We start from the raw sequence: 17498 nt of genomic DNA on the forward strand, positions 1-17498 counted from the left end.
AGCGAAGGAGGACGGATGACCACCCTTGCCGACCCCGTGCCCGGCGGGCGCCCGGAGGATCTGCGCCGGGTCGCCGGACTCACCGCGCGCCTCGCCGCGAAGGACGTGCGCGGGATCGTGCTGGCCTACGTCGACACCGCGGGTGTCTGCCGGGTGAAGACGGTCCCGACGGCGCGGCTGGAGGCGGCGGTGTCCTGGGGCGTCGGCATGTCCCCGGTGTTCGACACCTTCCTGGCCGACGACTCCGTCGTCACCACCGACGTCCTCGGCTCCCCCGACGGTGATCTCCGGCTCTACCCGGACCTGGACCAGCTGGTCGCGCTGGCCGGGCAGCCCGGCTGGGCGTGGGCGCCGGTGGACCGGATCACCCAGGAGGGTGAACGGCACCCCGGCTGTGCCCGGACCTTCCTGCGCCGGATCGTCTCCGGCGCCGCCGAACGGCACGGTCTCGCGTTCAGGGCGGCGATCGAGGTGGAGTGGGCGGTCGGGCTCGGCTCGGCGCCGGCCGGGGAGTTCGTGCCGGCGGTGTCCGGTCCGGCGTACGGCGGGATCCGGCAGGTGGAGCTGAGCGACTACGGCGCCGATCTGCTGGCCGCGCTGGCCGCGCAGGACGTGGACGTCGACCAGCTCCATCCGGAGTACGCGGCCGGGCAGTTCGAGGTCTCGGTGGGCGCGCTGGACCCGGTGGCGGCGGCCGACCGGAGCGTGCTGGTGCGGCAGACGATCCGGGCGGTCGCCCAGCGGCACGGCCTGCGCGTCTCGTTCTCGCCCGCGGTGTCCGCCGAGGGCGTCGGCAACGGCGGCCATCTGCACCTGTCCTGCTGGCGCGACGGGGTGAACCTGCACGCGGGCGGGGAGCGCCGGTACGGCATGACGCCCGGGGCGGAGTCCTTCGCGGCCGGAGTCCTGGCCCGCCTCCCCGCCCTGACGGCGGTCACCGCGCCGAGCCCGGCCAGCTATCTGCGGCTCAGACCGTCGCAGTGGGCCGGGGTGTTCACCGCCTGGGGCCGGGAGACCCGCGAGGCCGCGCTGCGGATGGTCACCGGTACGGCGGGCCGCGGGGCGCAGGACGCCAACCTGGAGGTGAAACCGGTCGACCTGGCCGCCAACCCCTATCTCGCCCTCGGCTGCGTCATCGCCGCCGGCCTGGACGGGATCGACGCGTCCCTCGCCCTCCCGAAGGAGATCACCGGCGACCCGGCCCGGTACGACGCCGACGAGGCGGCGGCTCTCGGCGTACGGCGGCTGCCGCGGTCGCTGGCGCAGGCCGTCGGGGAATTCCGGTCGGACCAGGTGCTGCGGGACGCGCTGGGCCCGGTCCTCGCGGACGCGGTGACCGCCGTACGGCTCGGCGAGGCCGCGGCCGTCCGGGGCCTGGACGACGCGCGGGTGGCGGCGGCCTACCGCTGGGTGTACTGACCATGGCCACGCCGGGACCGGTGCACGAGGCCCTCGCCGGGCTGGAGCTGGTGGACCACCACTGCCACGGCGCGGTGACGGCCGACCTCGCGCCCGGGGAGTTCGCCTCGCTGCTGACCGAAGGTGAGGCCTGGCCCGGTGTCTCGCCGTTCGACAGCCCCGTCGGTGTGGCCGTGCGCCGCCACTGCGCGCCCCTGCTGGACCTGCCCCGGCACGCGCCGCCGGCCGACTACGTCACGCGCCGCTCGGCCCTGGGCTGGCAGGAGGTCAACCGCCGCTTCCTGCGCGCCGCGGGAGCCGGGGTGTTCCTCGTGGACACCGGTTACACCCCGCACCCGCTCACCTCGCCCGCCGAACTGGCCGAGGCCGCCGGCGCCGCCGCCTGGGAGGTCGTACGCCTGGAACAGGTGGCGGAGGCGGTGGCCGCGCGGGGTGTCGAGCCGGACGCGTACGCGACCGCCTTCCGCACGGCCGCCGAGGAGGCGGTGCGCCGGCCGGACGTGGTCGCGGTGAAGTCGGTGGCCGCCTACCGCACCGGCTTCGCCCTGGACCCGGCCCGGCCGACGGACGACGAGGTGACCGGGGCCGCCCGGCGCTGGCTCGCGGACGGCGGCCGCCTCACCGACCCGGTCCTGGTACGGCACCTGCTGTGGACCGCCGTGGACCTCGGCCTGCCCCTGCAGCTGCACACCGGTTTCGGGGATGCCGACCTGCGGCTGCACCACGCCGACCCGGCCCTGCTGACCGACTGGCTGCGCCTGGTCTCCGGCAGGGTCCCGGTCCTGCTGCTGCACTGCTGGCCGTACCACCGCCAAGCCGCCCATCTGGCCGCGGTGTTCGAGCAGGTGTACCTGGACGTGGGCCTCGCCCTGCACCACACCGGCCCGGCCCGCTGCCGGGCCGTGCTGGAGGAGGCGCTGGAGATCACCCCGTTCCGCAAACTGCTGTACAGCTCCGACGCCTATGGAGTGGCCGAATTCCATCACCTCGGCGCCCTGTGCTTCCGCCAAGGGCTCGCCGATCTGCTCCAAGCCCGCGTGGACGCGGACGAATTGAGCCTGCCCGACGCCCTGCGGATCGCGGCCTGGACCGGCCGCGACAACGCCCTGCGCCTTTACGGAGCGCCCGTCTGCGACGACGCCCCGGCCCACGACCCCGGCAAACGCCCCACGCGGAAAGTATGATCAAGCAATGTCTGACATGATCGAGACGACGCCCGGCTGGCTGTCCACCGATGAGCTGGAAATGGCCAGGGCCCGGATGCCGATCCTGTACGTCGAGGCCGTACCGGTGCGCGTGGACGACAGCGGCGAAGTCACCAGCATCGGACTGCTGCTGCGGATCGGCCCGGACGGGACGGTCAGCCGCACCCTGGTCTCCGGCCGCGTCCTGCACCACGAGCGGGTCCGCGACGCCCTGTTGCGCCATCTGGAGAAGGACCTCGGCCCGGTCGCCCTCCCGCGCGTCCCGGCGTCGCTGCAGCCCTTCACCGTCGCGGAGTACTTCCCGACGGCGGGCATCACGCCGTACCACGATCCGCGTCAGCACGCGGTGTCCCTCGCCTACATCGTCCCGGTCTCGGGCGACTGCCGCCCCCGGCAGGACGCGCTGGACCTCGTCTGGTTCAGCCCGCAGGAGGCCGCCTCCCCGGCCGTACAGAGCGAGATGCCGGGCGGACACGGGGTCCTGCTGAAGCAGGCGCTCGCCCACGTCGGACTGGCGTACTGAGGCCGACAGCACCCGACCCGCCTGTCTACCAGGCCGGTCGGGCCGCCGACCAGGGCTTTCCGTGACGCGTTCAGGTTGCGCTCAGGTTCACGGCCCCCCGTGGCAACAGCTGCACCAGAAGCCCCAAAACAATGGCAAAGGGGGCTGGGGAAGGGGCAGTTCGGCGTGCCAGGGTGCGGGCCATGAGCACAGAGCACGTCCTGGACGACCGGCCTCGCGGGCACACCCGCGCGCGCATACGCGAGAGCGCGACGAAGGTGCCTGAGGTCACCGTCTACTTCTGGATCATCAAGGTCCTCACCACCGGCATGGGTGAGACCGCCTCCGACTTCCTGGCCCATCTGCTGGGCCCCGTCCCGGCGGTCGGGCTCGGCGGTCTCGCCTTCGCGGCGTCCCTGGTGCTCCAGTTCGCCGTCCGCCGGTACGTGGCGTGGATCTACTGGACGGCGATCGTCATGGTCAGCGTGTTCGGCACGATGGCCGCGGACGTGCTCCACGTCGGTCTCGGCGTCCCCTACACCCTGTCCACCCCGCTGTTCCTCCTCGCCCTGGCCGCCGTCTTCGCGCTCTGGTACGCGACCGAGCGCACCCTGTCCATCCACTCCATCCGCACCCGGCGCCGCGAGCTCTACTACTGGGCGGCCGTCCTCGCCACGTTCGCGCTGGGCACGGCGGCGGGCGACCTCACCGCGACCATCGGCCTCGGGTACGCCGGCTCGGTCGTCCTGTTCGCCGTGGCGATCTGCGTCCCGGCGCTCACCCACCGCGCGGGACTGCTGGGCGCGGTGGCCGCGTTCTGGTCGGCGTACGTCCTGACCCGCCCGCTCGGCGCGTCCCTCGCCGACTGGATGGCCCTGCCCGCGAGGCGCGGCGGCCTGGACTGGGGCCTGGGGCCGGTCACCCTGTCGTGGACGGTGGCGATCGTGGGCTTCGTGGCCTACCTGGCGGTGTCACACCGGGACACCGAGCCCACCGCCTGAGCCCGCGTCCGGTGGGGCCCCTCCTCCGTGATGGCCACGGCGAGGGGCCGAGCCGCGGGTGGACACCGCCTGATCACCGGGCTTCCGACGCGCGTGCGGGGACAGGACGGCACCTTGTCCCCGCGTCCCGGCGAGTCAGCGAGCGGCCCGGCCGGAGTCACCGGCCGGGCCGTGTGCCGTGGTGCGCGCGGGGATCAGGCGTGCTGGGGCTGCTCGGCGAGGAACTCGGTGATGAGCTTCCGATCGGGTGGACGGCGGTGCGCCGTTCGCCGTGGCGGGCCGGGCGGGTGGCCGGGGTTGCGGGATGATCCCCGTCCCCTTCCGGCCCGGCACCGCGAACGCGGCGGTCAGGTCCGCATCCGCCGTCAGCGCGGGGAGGCGGTCCCGTGCCATCGGTCCCGGCCTTCCGTCTCGGGGCCTTCCGTCTCGGGGCGTGCCGGTGCGGGGCGTGCACCGGTTCGCCACCGGGGTGGGGCCGCAGCCGGTCGGTGCAGGAGCCGGCTGCGGCCCCCGGGGCGGCCGGTCGGGGGATTCCGGCGCCCGGTGGAGCCGTCTCACCTGCCCTGCCTGCATGAGGTGAACAGGGTGGGTGGTTCGGCGGTCCCGGGTCAGGGCAGGAGGATGACCTTGCCCCGGACGCGGCGGGCCTCGATGTCGGCGTGGGCGCGGGCGGCTTCGGTGAGCGGGTAGGTGGCGCCGATGGGGAGGTCGAGCCTGCCGGCGGCGATCAGGCCGGCCAGCTCGGGGAGGGCCTGCGGGAGGCGGTCGGCCGGGTCGGCGCCGGTGAAACGCACGCCGTGCTGGGCGGCGGTCATGTCGGCGATGGTGATCACCCGGCCCGCATCGCCGGTCAGGGCGACGGAGTCCGCCAACACGCCCGCGCCGGAGGCGTCGAAGACACGGTCCACGCCCTGCGGCGCCGCGGCCCCGACCCGCTCCGGCCAGCCCTCGCCGTAGCGGACGGCGACGGCGCCGAGAGTGGTGAGGCGCTCGAGGTCGTGGTCCCCCGCGGTGGCGACGACGGTGACGCCCTGGACGGTGGCGAGCTGGACGGCGATGGTGCCGACACTGCCGCCCGCGCCGTGGATCAGCAGGGTCTCGCCCTCCTTGGCGCCCAGGTGGTGCAGGCCGCGGTAGGCGGTCTCGCCGACGGTCACCAGGGCGGCGGCGGTGGCGAAGGAGACCTCCCGCGGCTTCGGGACCGGTCGGTCCAGCAGCGCGTATGCGCTGTAGCCGCCGAGGGAGGCGACACCGAAGACCTCGTCGCCGACCGAGGCGGTGGCGCCCTCGCCGACCTGGTCGACGACGCCGGCCACGTCCCAGCCCGGCAGATGCGGGAACTCGACGGGCATGATCCCGGCCATCATGCCGGAGCGGACCTTCAGGTCGATCGGGTTGACCGCGGCCGCCCGGACCGTGATGCGGACCTGGCCCGGACCCGGCTCGGGGGCGTCGGCCTCGGCGGGGGTGAGCACGTCCGGGCCGCCGTAGCGGGAATAGGTGATCGCGGTGGACATCGGGAGCTCCAGGAGGAAGGGGGTGCACACGCCCTGAATCATCCAGCTCGTGTGATTGCCCTTCCGGTGTATCAAACGCCCCGTATGAAATGTGAAGTCGACCAGAAGTGGCCTGCATCACACGTCGCGTATGATTCAGGGTAGGGTGGTCCGTATGCCGTCCAAGCCGCCCGTCCACCTCCGCCGGCCCAATCCGAGCAACCCCCGCGTCCAGCGCACCCGCGCCCGGATCCTGGACGTCGCCCGTGCCCTGCTGCCCGAGGTCGGGTTGACCGGGCTGACCTACGCACTCCTGGCCGAACGGGCCGGCGTCACCCGGCAGACCCTGTACCGGCACTGGCCCAGCCGCGCGGCCCTGCTCTCCGACCTCACCCTGCAAGGCCCCGACGTCGGCTACCCCGAACCCGGAACCGATGCATCCGCCGTCGCCACCGCCTGGCTGATCAGCTTGCGCGCCGGCATCACCGACCCCGCCACCCGCACCTCCGCCCTCGCCATGGCCGCCCAGGCCGACCACGACCCCGACAGCGCCCAGGCCCTGCGGCGCATCGCCGAAGACCGCCTCGCCGCCCTCAACGAACTCCTGGAACCGTCCGGCCTGCAGATCACGGCCGAGCAGTACACCCTGCTCTACGGCCCCCTCCTCGCCCGCCTCTTCTTCGACCGGTGCGAGGCCACCGACGAGTTCATCGACGCCACCGTCACCCAGTGGCTCACCACCATCGGCCGCACACGCGGTTGACGCCAACCCCGGCCGACCCGGGCCACAGGTCTTCAAGGTCGTGAGCCCCGTGGCCGACGTCCCGCCCGGCCGCACGGGCGCGGTGCACGTTCTGGTGGGCCAAGTCGGCACGGTGGACAGCGCGTTGACGGTCGATGCCGCCGGGTGCGGCCGTCCGGGGCCGGGCCCGGACACCGGCGGACAGCACTGTCCCCGCGGCCGGCACGGCGCGGCGTCGCCATGGAACTCGGCGGTCGGCCCGCCCAACGCCTCTGCGGAAAGCAGTCGTTGTACGGCGGGCGAACGCTGCCGACCGGGACCACGAAGGAGGCCCCCGGAACGACCGAGGGGCCGTTTCAGATGTCCTCTGAAACGGCCCCTCACCCGCGACTTCGCAAAGTCGGGACGACAGGATTTGAACCTGCGACCCCTTGACCCCCAGTCAAGTGCGCTACCAAGCTGCGCCACGTCCCGGTGCCGTTTGACCTGGGGTTTCCCCGGTCGAAACGCGCAGGGAAACAATACCGCACTCGGGTCGGTGATCGCGCATCGCTTTTCCGGTTGACCTCAAGCTCGGTTGAGGTTGCACGATCACGGCATGACGATCACAGCGGACCACGGCCGTACCTACGGCTACGACGACCTGCCCGGCCTGATGAGCCTCATGACGGGCGACGAGAAGCACGGCCCGGCGGCCACCTCCACACTCGACGTGCTGTGGGTGCTCTACGACCGGGTGCTGCGGGTCACGCCGGAGCGGCGGAAGGACCCGGGCCGGGACCGGTTCCTGCTGAGCAAGGGCCACGGGCCCATGGCGTACTACGCGGTGCTGGCCGCGAAGGGCTTCGTGCCCGTCGAGTGGCTGCCCGGGTTCGGGTCGTACGACTCCCCGCTCGGGCATCACCCGGACCGGGTGCTGGTGCCGGGAGCCGAGATCGGCAGCGGGTCGCTCGGGCACGGGCTGCCGATCGCCGTGGGCAGCGCGCTGGGTCTGCGGGCGCAGGGGCTGCACGACCCCGCGGTGTGGGTGCTGATCGGTGACGCGGAGCTGGACGAGGGCAGCAATCACGAGGCGATCGCCTTCGCCGGGCCCGCCGGCCTGGAGCGGCTGCACACCGTGGTGGTCGACAACTCCTCCGCCAGCCACGCCCGGCCCGGTGGGATCGCCGCCCGGTTCGAGGCCGCGGGCTGGTCCGCGGTGACCGTCGACGGGCGCGATCACGAGGCCCTGTACGACGCGTTCACCGCACCGCACCCCGGGCGGCCGCACGTGGTCGTGGCCCGCGTGGAACCGAAGAACGCCTGACCCTCCTCCGCTCTCCCGAAAGGGCACCCCTTCATGGACACCATGCGTGACCGTTTCGCCCCCGTCGTCTCCCGGTTGCTGGACGAGGACCCGCGGGTCGCGGTGGTCCTCGCCGAGATCGGCCAGGACGGCTTCCGCGAGGCCATGGCCCGGCATCCCGACCGGGTGATCAACGTCGGCATCCGCGAGCAGCTCCTCGTCGGGGCGGCGGCGGGGTTGGCGCTCACCGGGCTGCGGCCGGTCGTGCACACCTTCGCCAGCTTCCTCGTGGAGCGGCCGTTCGAGCAGGTCAAGCTGGATCTGGGGCACCAGGACACCGGGGCGGTGCTGGTGAGCGCCGCCGCCTCCTTCGACTGGCCGGCCGGCGGCTTCACACACATGGCTCCCGGTGACGTGGCACTGCTCGACACACTGGACGGCTGGACCGTGCATGTGCCCGGGCATCCCGACGAGGCCGAGACACTGCTGCGCCACGCGGTCGCCGCGGGCGACGACAAGGTGTACGTACGGCTCTCCGTGCAGGCCAACCGGCAGGACAGAAGGACCGACGGCAAGCACTTCCTGACGGTCCGCGAGGGCCGCTCGGGTGTCGTCGTCGCGGTCGGTCCGGTACTGGACGCCGTCCTCGCCGCCACGGAGGGTCTGGACATGACCGTCCTGTACGCGACGACCGTACGGCCCTTCGACGCGGCGGGGCTGCGCCGCGCGACGGCGGGGGCGGGTACCGACGTCGTGCTGGTCGAGCCGTATCTCGCGGGGACGTCGACGGGCGCGGTGAGCCAGGCGCTGTCCGACGTTCCGCACCGGGTCCTCGGCCTCGGCGTCGGCCGCCGTGAGCTCCGCCGTTACGGAACCGTCGAGGAGCACATCGCCGCCCACGGCCTGGACCCGGCGAGCCTGCGGGACCGGATCGAGCGGTTCGTGGGGCCCGCGTAGCCTCGCGCGGTCGTACCGCCGCACCGGGGGCGCTCACCCCGCGGGCGGCAGCCCCACCTCGGGGTGGGCGTCGAGGAGTCGGGGCGGGGCGGCCTGCCGCCAGGAGTCGGCGAGGATGTCGCGCAGTTCGTCCTCGTCCTCCAGCGCGGCGAGTCTCGCTCTGACCCAGGCGAACTGGGCCTCGTGGCCGGCGATCCAGAACTTCCCCGGTTCGGCCCTCACCAACTCGTCACGCTCCTCCTTGGGGCAGCGCACGGCGATGGACGTCTCGTCCTCGGGCAGGGTCGCGAACATCTTCCCGGCGACCCGGAACGTGGGCATGCTCCAGGCGGTCCTCTCCGTGGTGTCCGGCAGGGACAGGGCGATACGGCGTACGTCTTCTGCGTCGGGCATGCAACGCACCGTAGCTCCTGCCACTGACAGTCACCCTCCGAGCCGCTTGTAGTAGAGCGTCGTGGGCCGCAGCTCGCCCGCCGGGCTCACCGCGTAGTCGGGGACGGTGCCGGCCTCGGTCCAGCCGGCCGAGCGGTAGAGGTGCTCGGCGGGGCTGCCGGTCTCGGTGTCGAGGTGGAGCAGGGTGATGCCGGCAGCGGCGGCGGCGGCCTCGGCGGTGGCGAGGAGACGGCGGCCGAGTCCCTGCCCGCGCGCGCGGCGGTGCACCATCAGCTTCACGAGTTCCGCGCGGTGGCGGCTGTTCGGCTTGTCGGGGTGGGCCAGACTCACGGTGCCGGCCGGCCGGTCGCCGTCGTCGAGGGCCGCCCATACGGCGAGCCGGCCGGCCGCCGTCGCCTCCGCCCGCTCCCGCCACCAGGCGGCGGCCTCCGCGTGCGTGAGCGGGGCGAGGAAGCCGACCGAGGCGCCCCCGGCCACGGTGTCGGCCAGCAGCTCCGCCAGCTCCCCGGCACGCGCGCGTACCCGTGTGCCGTTCCAGCGCTCCACCCTCACGGCCGCACCACCGCCAGCACGTACCGCGCCCCGACCGCTCCGCCGCACCGGAACCGGGTCGGGCCGAAGACCCGCATCCGCAGGCAGTCGCCGGTGCCGAGGTGGTGGGTCTGTTCCCCGACGGTCACCTCCAGGGCGCCGTCGAGGACCCACAGATGCTGTTCCAGCCCGGTCACGGGCGGGCGGTCGTAGGCGAGGTCGGCACCCGGTGTCAGACGGCCCTCGACCAGTTCGCCGCGGAGTCCGGCGTGCGGCGGGGACACGGCCCGCCGCACGAAACCGGAGCCCGGGTCCTGCCAGGTGCGCTGGTCGGCGGCCCGCACCAGCGGTTCGGGGGCCGCCTCGACCTCGCTGAGCAGTTGGGACATGGTCCGGCCGTAGACATGGCACAGCCGGTTCAGCACGGCGGCGGTGGGACTGATCTCCGCGCGTTCGGCGCGCGACAGGGTCGACCGGCTCACTCCGCTGCGGTCGGCCAACTCCCCCAGGGACCAGCCGTGCCGGGTGCGCAGCTGGGCCAGCCGGGCGCCGAGCCGGATGTCGAGGGGATCCTCCGGGTCTCTCATGTCCGGGACGCTATCCCGGATATGAGACAGGTGGGTTACGGAACCCTCACGCCGGCTGCGCCGCCCGCCCCAGTGCCTCCAGCACCGGCCGGATCAGCGGGTGCCCCTCGGCACCGCGACGTACGGCGGCGAAGACACGGCGCGTGGGGGCCACGCCGTCGACGGGGCGTACGACGACGCCGGTGAGGTCCATCCCGCTCAGGGCGGAGCGCGGTACGAGGGCCACGCCGGCGTCGGCCGAGGCGAGGGCCACGACGGCGCGGAAGTCGTCGGAGGAGTGCTCCAGGCGCGGCTGGAAGCCGGCGTGCTCGCAGGCGAGGACGACCACGTCGTGGCAGGGGTTGCCGGGGTACGGGCCGATCCAGGCGTCCTTGGCCAGCTCGGCGAGGGGGATCTCGGCGGCGTCCGCGAGGCGGTGGCCGAGGGGGACGACCGCGTCGAACGGCTCGGCGTACAGCGGGACGTGGGCGAGCCGGGGGTCGTCGGCAGGCGGGGCGCCGCGGTACTCCACGGCGACCGCCACATCGACCTGCCGGTCCAGCACCATGGGCAGGCTCGCGTCGCCCTCGGCGTCCTGGACGCGGATGCGGATGCCGGGCGCGGTGTGCGCGAGCCGGGCCACGGCCGGAGCCACGACCTGGGCGATGCCGGTGGCGAAGGCGGCGACGGTGACCGTGCCCGCCTCGCCCGAGCCGTAGGCCGCCAGCTCCGCCTCGGCCCGCTCCAGCTGGGCGAGGACGGCGTTGGTGTGGCTGAGCAGGATCTCCCCGGCCGGGGTCAGCCGGACACCCTTGGCGCTGCGCTCGACCAGCCGGTGGCCGGTCTCCTGCTCCAGGGCGGTGAGCTGCTGGGAGACGGCGGAGGGGGTGAGGTAGAGGGCGGCGGCCGCCGCGGTGACCGTGCGGTGGTCGGCCACCGCACGGAGGATGTGGAGCCGCCGTGCCTCGATCATGCCCCCATTATCCCAGGGGATCCGCGCTGGTCAGGCCGCCAGCTCGGCGCGGGCGGCGATGAACGCGTCGACCGCTCGGTTGACGTCGTCCGTCGAGTGCGCGGCGGACAGCTGGACGCGGATGCGGGCCTGGCCCTGCGGGACGACCGGGTAGGAGAAGCCGATCACGTACACGCCCCGCTCCAGCAGCAGCTCGGCCATACGGGCCGCCTGCGCCGCGTCGCCGATCATCACGGGGGCGATGGCGTGGTCGCCGGGGAGGATGTCGAACCCCTCGTCGGTCATGCGGCGGCGGAACAGCGCGGTGTTCTCGGCGAGCCGGACCCGCAGGTCGTCGGCGGACTCCAGCAGGTCGAGGACCTTCAGGGAGGCCGCGGCGATCACCGGGGCGAGGGTGTTGGAGAACAGGTACGGCCGGGAGCGCTGGCGCAGCAGGGCGACGATCTCGGCGCGGGCGGCGACATAGCCGCCGGAGGCGCCGCCGAGGGCCTTGCCGAGGGTGCCGGTGATGATGTCGACGCGGTCCATGACGCCGTGCAGCTCGGGGGTGCCGCGGCCGGTCGGGCCGACGAAGCCGACGGCGTGCGAGTCGTCGACCATGACCATCGCGTCGTAGCGGTCGGCGAGGTCGCAGATCTCCGCCAGGGGCGCCACATAGCCGTCCATGGAGAAGACGCCGTCGGTGACGATCAGGCGGCGCCGGGCGTCGGACGCCTCCTTGAGCTTCGTCTCCAGGTCGGCGAGGTCGCGGTTGGCGTAGCGGAAGCGGCGGGCCTTGGACAGGCGGATGCCGTCGATGATGGAGGCGTGGTTGAGGGCGTCGGAGATCACCGCGTCCTCCTCGCCGAGCAGCGTCTCGAAGACACCGCCGTTGGCGTCGAAGCAGGAGGAGTACAGGATCGTGTCCTCCTGTCCGAGGAAGGCCGAGAGCCTGGCCTCCAGCTCCTTGTGCACCTCCTGGGTGCCGCAGATGAAGCGGACCGAGGCCATGCCGTAGCCCCACCGGTCGAGGGCGGCGTGGGCGGCGGCGATGACCTCGGGGTGGTCGGCGAGGCCCAGGTAGTTGTTGGCGCAGAAGTTGAGGACCTCGCCGGGGCGGCCGCCGGCGGTGACGTCGACGGTCGCGGACTGCGGGGTGCCGATGACCCGCTCGGGCTTGTGCAGGCCGGCGGCCCGGATCTCGTCGAGGGTGGCGCGCAGGTCGTCGCGGACGGTGTTGAACATGAGGAACTCCATCAAGTGCGGGGGGGCGAACCGAGCCAGGAATCAAACAGTCCAGTCGAGGATGACCTTGCCGCCCTTGCCGCTCGCGGCGTCCGCGAACGCGGCCTCGAAGTCGCGGTAGCCGTACCGGCCCGTGATCACGGGAGCGAGGTCCAGACCGCCCTCCAGGAGCACCGACATCGCGTACCAGGTCTCGAACATCTCGCGGCCGTAGATGCCCTTGATGGTGATCATCGAGGTGACGATCCGGGTCCAGTCGACCGGGAACTCCTGCGACGGCAGGCCGAGCATGGCGATCCGGCCGCCGTGCGTCATGTTCGCGATCATGTCCCGCATGGCCTCGGGGCGGCCGGACATCTCCAGGCCGATGTCGAAGCCCTCGCGCAGGCCCAGCTCCCGCTGGCCGTCGGCGATGGTGGACTCGGCGACGTTCAGGGCGAGGCTGACCCCTATCTTGCGGGCCAGCTCCAGGCGCTCCTCGCTGACGTCGGTGACGACGACGTTGCGGGCGCCGGCGTGCCGGGCGACGGCGGCGGCCATCAGGCCGATCGGCCCGGCGCCGGTGATCAGGACGTCCTCGCCGACCAGCGGGAACGACAGCGCCGTGTGCACGGCGTTGCCGAACGGGTCGAAGATCGCGGCGATGTCGAGGTCGACGGGGACGCGGTGCACCCACACGTTGGACGCGGGCAGGGCGACGTACTCGGCGAAGGCACCGTCGCGGCCGACCCCGAGGCCCACGGTGGCCCGGCACAGATGGCGGCGGCCGGCCAGGCAGTTGCGGCACTTGCCGCACACCAGATGGCCCTCGCCGCTGACCCGGTCGCCGATACGGATGTCGGCCACGTCCCGACCGACCTCGACGACCTGCCCGACGAACTCGTGCCCGACCACGAGCGGCGTGCGGATCGCCTGCTGCGCCCAGCCGTCCCAGGCCCGGATGTGCAGGTCGGTCCCGCAGATACCGGTCCGCATGACCTTGATCAGTACGTCGCCGGGACCCATCTCAGGCTCCGGGACGTCCGTCAGCCAGAGCCCCGGCTCCGCCTTCTCCTTGACCAGCGCCTTCACGCGTGCCGCTCCTGTGGGTGAGGTCCCGGCCCGCGGGTACGCCGAAGAGGCCCGCACCGGGTCAGAGGGGTGGAATCACCCTGCAATCTGCCGTATGCGCGGGGTGCGGGTCCATCGAGCTTTTCTTAACCGCCGCCTCAGCTTTCCTTCACGCCCCTTGTGCCGCCTGGGCAGGGGGCCGTCGTCATCCGTCACAGCGGCAGGCCGTCCTCGGCGCTTCGTTCGAGGCGTACGACGAGATCGGCGGCCAGCGCCTTGATGGCCTCCAGACCGTCCCTCCCCCAGGTGCGCGGGGCCGTGTCGGCCGCGCACACCGTGCCCAGCGCCATGCCCGAGCTGTCGATGAGCGGGGCGCCGAGATAGGAGCGGATGCCGTACTCGTCCACGACCGGGTTCCCGGCGAACCGCGGATAGTCGCGGACGTCCTCGAGCACCAGCGCCTTGCGGCGGACCACCACATGGGGGCAGAAGCCATGGTCACGCGGCAGGACCCGGCCCAGCTCCGGCCTGCTGCCGTCCTCCCGGAGGAAGGGAGGGGTGACGGGGACGCACAGGCCGGCGAAGAACTGGAGGTCCTCGCCGATGAAGTTGACCATGGCGTAGGGCGCGCCGGTGAGCCGGGCGAGATGGTCCGCGAAGGCGTCCAGCGCCGGGTCGGGACGGTCCACCAGGCCCAGCAGGCGCAACCGGTGGACGCGCGCGGGTGCCTCCTTGTCCTCGGGGGTGAGCAGCAGGCCCCGGACCGGCCGGGGCGGCTCGTACGTCATGGCCGGGCTCCGGCGCTGTGGGCGTACCTCATGGGGCGGCTCCGTGGGCGGTAGGGCGGGATCACATGTGGGCGCCATGGCTCGGCGCGGGCGCCGGGGCGTGGGCGAGGAGGTGGCGTACGAGGGTGAGCAGGGTCTGCACGCCGGAGCTGGAGATCCGGGCGTCGCAGCGGACGACGGGGATCTCGGGGTCGAGGTCGATGGCGGCCCGCACCTCCTCGGGGTCGTAGCGGTGGCCGCCGTCGAACTCGTTGACGGCGACGATGAAGCCGAGCCCGCGCTCCTCGAAGAAGTCCACGGCCGCGAAGCAGTCCTGCAGCCGACGGGTGTCGGCGAGGATCACCGCGCCGAGCGCGCCCTCGGACAGCTCGTCCCACATGAACCAGAACCGCTCCTGCCCCGGTGTGCCGAACAGGTAGAGCACGTGGTCCGGATCCAGGGTGATCCGGCCGAAGTCCATGGCGACGGTGGTCTCCATCTTGTTCTCGACGCCGTCGAGACTGTCCGTGCCGACGCTGACCGTGGTGAGCAGCTCCTCCGTGCTGAGCGGCGCGATCTCGCTGACCGCGCCCACGAAAGTCGTCTTGCCGACCCCGAACCCGCCCGCCACCAGGATCTTCAGCGCGGTGGGGAACGGGTCAGAGCTGTCGTCGTAGTCCATCGAGCACTGCCTCCAGCAGAGACCGGTCAGTGGGTGTGTGGTGGAAGGCGGGGGGTTTGGTGGTCAGGGCGCCGCCGTCGACGAGGTCCGAGAGCAGCACCTTGGTGACGACGGCGGGCAGTTTCAGGTGTGCGGCGACCTCGGCGACCGAGACGGGTGACCGGCACAGGTCGAGCGCCTGGGCGTGCTCGGGGCCGAGGTAGCCGAGCGGGGTGACGCCGGTGGCCATCACCTGCGACATCAGGTCCAGGGCGATGCTGGGCCTGGTCCGTCCGTTGCTGACCGTGAACGGGCGCACCAGTCGTCCGGCCGCGTCGTCCAGCCAGGGCCCGTCGCCGGCTGCAGCCACCCTCAAGGCCTCGTCGCCGTGGGTTCGACGGCGTGCTGCCGGGGTGCGGTGACGAGGTAGGGCCGGACGCTCTTGACGAGCATCGCCATCTCGTAGCCGAGCACGGCGGCGTCGGCCTCCCGGCCGGCGAGCACGGCGAGACAGGTGCCGGAACCGGCGGTGGTGACGAACAGCAGGGTCGAGTCGAGTTCGACGACGACCTGGCGGACGTCCCCGCCGTCGCCGAACCGGACGCCCGCGCTGCGGCCGAGGGAGTACAGGCCGGAGGCCAGGGCCGCCATGTGGTCCGCGCTGTCGATGTCGAGACCGTGCACGGACTTCACGAGCCCGTCGCAGGACAGGAGCACCGCGCTGGTGGTGTGCGGTACGCGCTGCACGAGGCCGCTCAGCAGCCAGTCGAGGTCGGTTGCGTGGGCGGTCGGCGCATCGCTCGCCATGGTGGATCGACTCCTTGGGGTACGTAAGGTCTGCGGGAGCGCTGGGGGGGTGGGTGGGTTGGAGTGGTGGGGGTGGTGACGGTGCGGGTGTCAGCCGGCCGGGGCGCTCCCGTCGGGCCGGCCGGCACCGCGAGCACCGTCGGATGCGGGCGTAGGGGCGTGTTGCCGGGATATGGGGTTCGCCGGATCGGTGAACTCCGGTGCGGCGGCCCGGTGGTGACGACTGGTCAGGTGATCGGGTCCCCTGTGGGCGGCGTCCGTGTGGGCCGCGTCCATATGGGCTGCGACCGCGTGTGGGGAACCCGTGTGTGTGGACCCCGTGTGCGTGGAGTCCAGGTGGCTGCTGGAGTTCAGATGGCTGGAGTCCAGGGCGGCGGGCTCCTGGCTCTCCATGTGCTCCACATGCTCCCTGTGCATGTGTTCCATGTGCTCCATGCGCTCCAAGTGCTGCTGTGCCTCGGCGAGTCCGATCCCGCGCTGGAAGGCCGCCATCAGCCCGGGGTCGTGGCCCGGGACGGTGTCCCCGTCGTGGCGGGGTGCGGGGCCCCCGCGCAGCTGGGGGACGATGTGCTCCTGGGCACGGCGGCGGGGCAGCGGGGGCTTGCTCATGGTGCCCCGCACGGTGCCGGTGCGCGGCGTGGGCAGGATGCCCGCGTGCGCTTCCACCACCGCCCGGCCCTCGGCGCCGACGCCGGGCACGGCAGCGGCGGGGTTGGGCCGCTCCTGCCCCACGCCCCGCACCGGAAGCGGCGCCGGGGCACCGTCGTTCCGCCCGGCGTCCCCGCTCACCGCGCCGCTCTCGGTGCCGCGGCGCCCGCTCCCGCGCTGGGCGTGCCGCCGCCGCCCGGTCTCGGGAGCCTGCCCCGTACCGTCACCGTCCTGCGCGGGACCCGCCTCCTCCGACCGCACTCCGGGCGCCGGCACGGGCGCGGGCACAGGACCGCGCGCCTGTCCGGCCCCATGCCCCTGCCCGGCCGCGTGTCCCTGCCCCTGCGCGTGCACGTGCTGGTACCCCTGGCCCGGAGCCTGCTGCTCCCCCAGGCCCTGAGTCCGGCCCTGGAGCCGCACGGCGGGCGCCGCGCCGGTGTCGGCCGGAGGGTGCGGCTGGGGGGCGCCGGTCCCGGCGACCGCGCCGGGCACACCGGACGCCGTCCCCAGCAACGCCTGCGGGACGACGAGTACGGCCTGCACACCGCCGTAGATGTTGCTCTGCAGGCGCACGTGGATGCCGTGCCGCCGGGCGAGCTGGGAGACGACGTAGAGGCCGATACGGCCGTCGGCCAGCAGGCTGGCGACGTTCACCTGGTCGGGATCGGCGAGCAGGGCGTTCATCCGGTTCTGTTCGCCGACGGGCATGCCGAGTCCGCGGTCCTCCACCTCCACCGCGAGCCCGGAGGTGACGAGGCCCGCGCGGAGCAGCACCTGGGTGTGCGGAGCGGAGAACACCGAGGCGTTCTCGATGAGTTCGGCGAGCAGATGGATGACGTCGGCGACGGCGTGGCCGCGCAGATCGCCGTCGATGGGCGGCACCAGCTTCACCCGGGAGTACTGCTCGACCTCGGCGATGGCGGAGCGCAGGACCTCGGTCATGCTGACCGGGTTGCTCCACTGGCGCCGGGAGACCGCGCCGCCGAGCACGGCGAGGTTCTCGGCGTGCCGCCGGATGCGGGTGGCCAGGTGGTCCACGTGGAACAGGCCCTTGAGCAGGTCCGGGTCCTCGATCTCGTTCTCCAGCTCGTCGAGGATCGAGATCTCTCGGTGCACGAGCGACTGGAGCCGGCGGGCGAGGTTGACGAAGACCTCGAGCTTCTGCTCGCTGCCCGCCTGGCTGGACGACCCTCCCCCGCCGCAACAAGGAAGGTTTCAAGCCGCCCGGCGGCCACGCCGCCCTCCCGGGACCAGGAGCACACCCCGCCCAC

At 73.1% G+C, this 17498-nt stretch carries 19 protein-coding genes and 1 tRNA gene; 7 read left to right on the top strand and 13 right to left on the bottom strand.

Features of this window, described 5'->3' with window-relative positions:
• The first annotated feature begins 15 nt into the window (after positions 1–15).
• The 4 genes from ACWC94_RS35750 (at position 16) to ACWC94_RS35765 (ending at position 4127) form a co-directional block, all read left to right on the top strand.
• The gene (locus ACWC94_RS35750) at positions 16–1419 is read left to right on the top strand and encodes a glutamine synthetase (protein WP_450801439.1); all 1404 of its coding nucleotides are present in this window, start codon (positions 16–18) and stop codon (positions 1417–1419) included.
• Between the two features lie 2 nt (positions 1420–1421).
• On the top strand, positions 1422–2603 hold the full coding sequence (locus ACWC94_RS35755; RefSeq protein WP_450801440.1) for an amidohydrolase family protein: 1182 nt from the start codon (positions 1422–1424) through the stop codon (positions 2601–2603).
• A 7-nt stretch (positions 2604–2610) separates the two neighbouring features.
• Positions 2611–3147, top strand: a complete 537-nt coding sequence (locus ACWC94_RS35760) for an NUDIX hydrolase family protein (protein WP_450801441.1) — start codon at positions 2611–2613, stop codon at positions 3145–3147.
• Positions 3148–3329: 182 nt separating this feature from the next.
• Positions 3330–4127, top strand: coding sequence for a COG4705 family protein (locus ACWC94_RS35765; protein WP_450801442.1), 798 nt, complete (start codon positions 3330–3332; stop codon positions 4125–4127).
• A 608-nt stretch (positions 4128–4735) separates the two neighbouring features.
• Here the strand turns inward: ACWC94_RS35765 and ACWC94_RS35770 are convergent.
• Positions 4736–5644: an NADP-dependent oxidoreductase gene (locus ACWC94_RS35770; protein ID WP_450801459.1), complete on the bottom strand. Its 909-nt coding sequence runs from the start codon at positions 5642–5644 to the stop codon at positions 4736–4738.
• 154 nt (positions 5645–5798) lie between these two features.
• Here ACWC94_RS35770 and ACWC94_RS35775 point away from each other — a divergent pair, with 154 nt between their 5' ends.
• Positions 5799–6386 (top strand): TetR/AcrR family transcriptional regulator, encoded by a 588-nt coding sequence (locus tag ACWC94_RS35775; protein WP_450801443.1) that lies wholly within the window; start codon positions 5799–5801, stop codon positions 6384–6386.
• Positions 6387–6765: 379 nt separating this feature from the next.
• Here ACWC94_RS35775 and ACWC94_RS35780 read toward each other — a convergent pair.
• Positions 6766–6839 (bottom strand) — tRNA-Pro (locus ACWC94_RS35780).
• Between the two features lie 124 nt (positions 6840–6963).
• On the opposite strand from ACWC94_RS35780, the gene ACWC94_RS35785 reads away from it, so the two are divergent.
• On the top strand, positions 6964–7671 hold the full coding sequence (locus tag ACWC94_RS35785; protein ID WP_450801444.1) for a transketolase: 708 nt from the start codon (positions 6964–6966) through the stop codon (positions 7669–7671).
• Between the two features lie 33 nt (positions 7672–7704).
• A complete protein-coding gene (locus ACWC94_RS35790; RefSeq protein ID WP_450801445.1) occupies positions 7705–8607 on the top strand; it encodes a transketolase family protein in 903 nt (300 codons plus the stop codon).
• Between the two features lie 33 nt (positions 8608–8640).
• On the opposite strand, the gene ACWC94_RS35795 is transcribed toward ACWC94_RS35790, so the two are convergent.
• The 11 genes from ACWC94_RS35795 to ACWC94_RS35845 form a co-directional block, all read right to left on the bottom strand.
• Positions 8641–9000: an MmcQ/YjbR family DNA-binding protein gene (locus ACWC94_RS35795; protein WP_450801446.1), complete on the bottom strand. Its 360-nt coding sequence runs from the start codon at positions 8998–9000 to the stop codon at positions 8641–8643.
• 30 nt (positions 9001–9030) lie between these two features.
• Positions 9031–9546 carry an N-acetyltransferase family protein gene (locus tag ACWC94_RS35800; protein WP_450801460.1) on the bottom strand — a complete coding sequence of 172 codons (516 nt, stop codon included), beginning with the start codon at positions 9544–9546 and terminating at the stop codon, positions 9031–9033.
• A gap of 2 nt (positions 9547–9548) precedes the next feature.
• Entirely contained in the window at positions 9549–10118 is a 570-nt protein-coding gene (locus ACWC94_RS35805) for a helix-turn-helix domain-containing protein (protein WP_450801447.1), read from the bottom strand.
• 46 nt (positions 10119–10164) lie between these two features.
• Positions 10165–11070: a LysR family transcriptional regulator gene (locus tag ACWC94_RS35810; protein ID WP_450801448.1), complete on the bottom strand. Its 906-nt coding sequence runs from the start codon at positions 11068–11070 to the stop codon at positions 10165–10167.
• Positions 11071–11100: 30 nt separating this feature from the next.
• On the bottom strand, positions 11101–12294 hold the full coding sequence (locus ACWC94_RS35815) for a glycine C-acetyltransferase (RefSeq protein ID WP_450801449.1): 1194 nt from the start codon (positions 12292–12294) through the stop codon (positions 11101–11103).
• A gap of 42 nt (positions 12295–12336) precedes the next feature.
• Positions 12337–13365, bottom strand: a complete 1029-nt coding sequence (tdh, locus tag ACWC94_RS35820) for an L-threonine 3-dehydrogenase (RefSeq protein ID WP_450801450.1) — start codon at positions 13363–13365, stop codon at positions 12337–12339.
• Between the two features lie 191 nt (positions 13366–13556).
• A complete protein-coding gene (locus ACWC94_RS35825; RefSeq protein WP_450801451.1) occupies positions 13557–14132 on the bottom strand; it encodes a GAF domain-containing protein in 576 nt (191 codons plus the stop codon).
• A 61-nt stretch (positions 14133–14193) separates the two neighbouring features.
• Positions 14194–14793, bottom strand: a complete 600-nt coding sequence (locus ACWC94_RS35830; protein WP_450801452.1) for a GTP-binding protein — start codon at positions 14791–14793, stop codon at positions 14194–14196.
• The gene (locus ACWC94_RS35835) at positions 14771–15142 is read right to left on the bottom strand and encodes a DUF742 domain-containing protein (protein WP_450801453.1); all 372 of its coding nucleotides are present in this window, start codon (positions 15140–15142) and stop codon (positions 14771–14773) included. Before ACWC94_RS35835 ends, ACWC94_RS35830 begins: the two co-directional genes overlap by 23 nt.
• Positions 15143–15144: 2 nt before the next feature.
• On the bottom strand, positions 15145–15579 hold the full coding sequence (locus ACWC94_RS35840) for a roadblock/LC7 domain-containing protein (RefSeq protein WP_450801454.1): 435 nt from the start codon (positions 15577–15579) through the stop codon (positions 15145–15147).
• 90 nt (positions 15580–15669) lie between these two features.
• On the bottom strand, positions 15670–17343 hold the full coding sequence (locus ACWC94_RS35845) for an ATP-binding protein (protein WP_450801455.1): 1674 nt from the start codon (positions 17341–17343) through the stop codon (positions 15670–15672).
• Positions 17344–17498 lie beyond the last annotated feature (155 nt).

This window comes from Streptomyces sp. NPDC001135 (assembly GCF_053598395.1).

Coding starts and splice junctions, on each gene's coding strand:
- ACWC94_RS35795 (WP_450801446.1), bottom strand. CDS start 9,000: ATGCCCGACGCAGAAGACGTACGCCGTATCGCCCTGTCCCTGCCGGAC.
- ACWC94_RS35840 (WP_450801454.1), bottom strand. CDS start 15,579: ATGGCGAGCGATGCGCCGACCGCCCACGCAACCGACCTCGACTGGCTG.
- ACWC94_RS35815 (WP_450801449.1), bottom strand. CDS start 12,294: ATGTTCAACACCGTCCGCGACGACCTGCGCGCCACCCTCGACGAGATC.
- ACWC94_RS35775 (WP_450801443.1), top strand. CDS start 5,799: ATGCCGTCCAAGCCGCCCGTCCACCTCCGCCGGCCCAATCCGAGCAAC.
- ACWC94_RS35810 (WP_450801448.1), bottom strand. CDS start 11,070: ATGATCGAGGCACGGCGGCTCCACATCCTCCGTGCGGTGGCCGACCAC.
- ACWC94_RS35755 (WP_450801440.1), top strand. CDS start 1,422: ATGGCCACGCCGGGACCGGTGCACGAGGCCCTCGCCGGGCTGGAGCTG.
- ACWC94_RS35760 (WP_450801441.1), top strand. CDS start 2,611: ATGTCTGACATGATCGAGACGACGCCCGGCTGGCTGTCCACCGATGAG.
- ACWC94_RS35830 (WP_450801452.1), bottom strand. CDS start 14,793: ATGGACTACGACGACAGCTCTGACCCGTTCCCCACCGCGCTGAAGATC.
- ACWC94_RS35825 (WP_450801451.1), bottom strand. CDS start 14,132: ATGACGTACGAGCCGCCCCGGCCGGTCCGGGGCCTGCTGCTCACCCCC.
- ACWC94_RS35805 (WP_450801447.1), bottom strand. CDS start 10,118: ATGAGAGACCCGGAGGATCCCCTCGACATCCGGCTCGGCGCCCGGCTG.
- ACWC94_RS35765 (WP_450801442.1), top strand. CDS start 3,330: ATGAGCACAGAGCACGTCCTGGACGACCGGCCTCGCGGGCACACCCGC.
- ACWC94_RS35770 (WP_450801459.1), bottom strand. CDS start 5,644: ATGTCCACCGCGATCACCTATTCCCGCTACGGCGGCCCGGACGTGCTC.
- ACWC94_RS35785 (WP_450801444.1), top strand. CDS start 6,964: ATGACGATCACAGCGGACCACGGCCGTACCTACGGCTACGACGACCTG.
- ACWC94_RS35750 (WP_450801439.1), top strand. CDS start 16: ATGACCACCCTTGCCGACCCCGTGCCCGGCGGGCGCCCGGAGGATCTG.
- ACWC94_RS35790 (WP_450801445.1), top strand. CDS start 7,705: ATGGACACCATGCGTGACCGTTTCGCCCCCGTCGTCTCCCGGTTGCTG.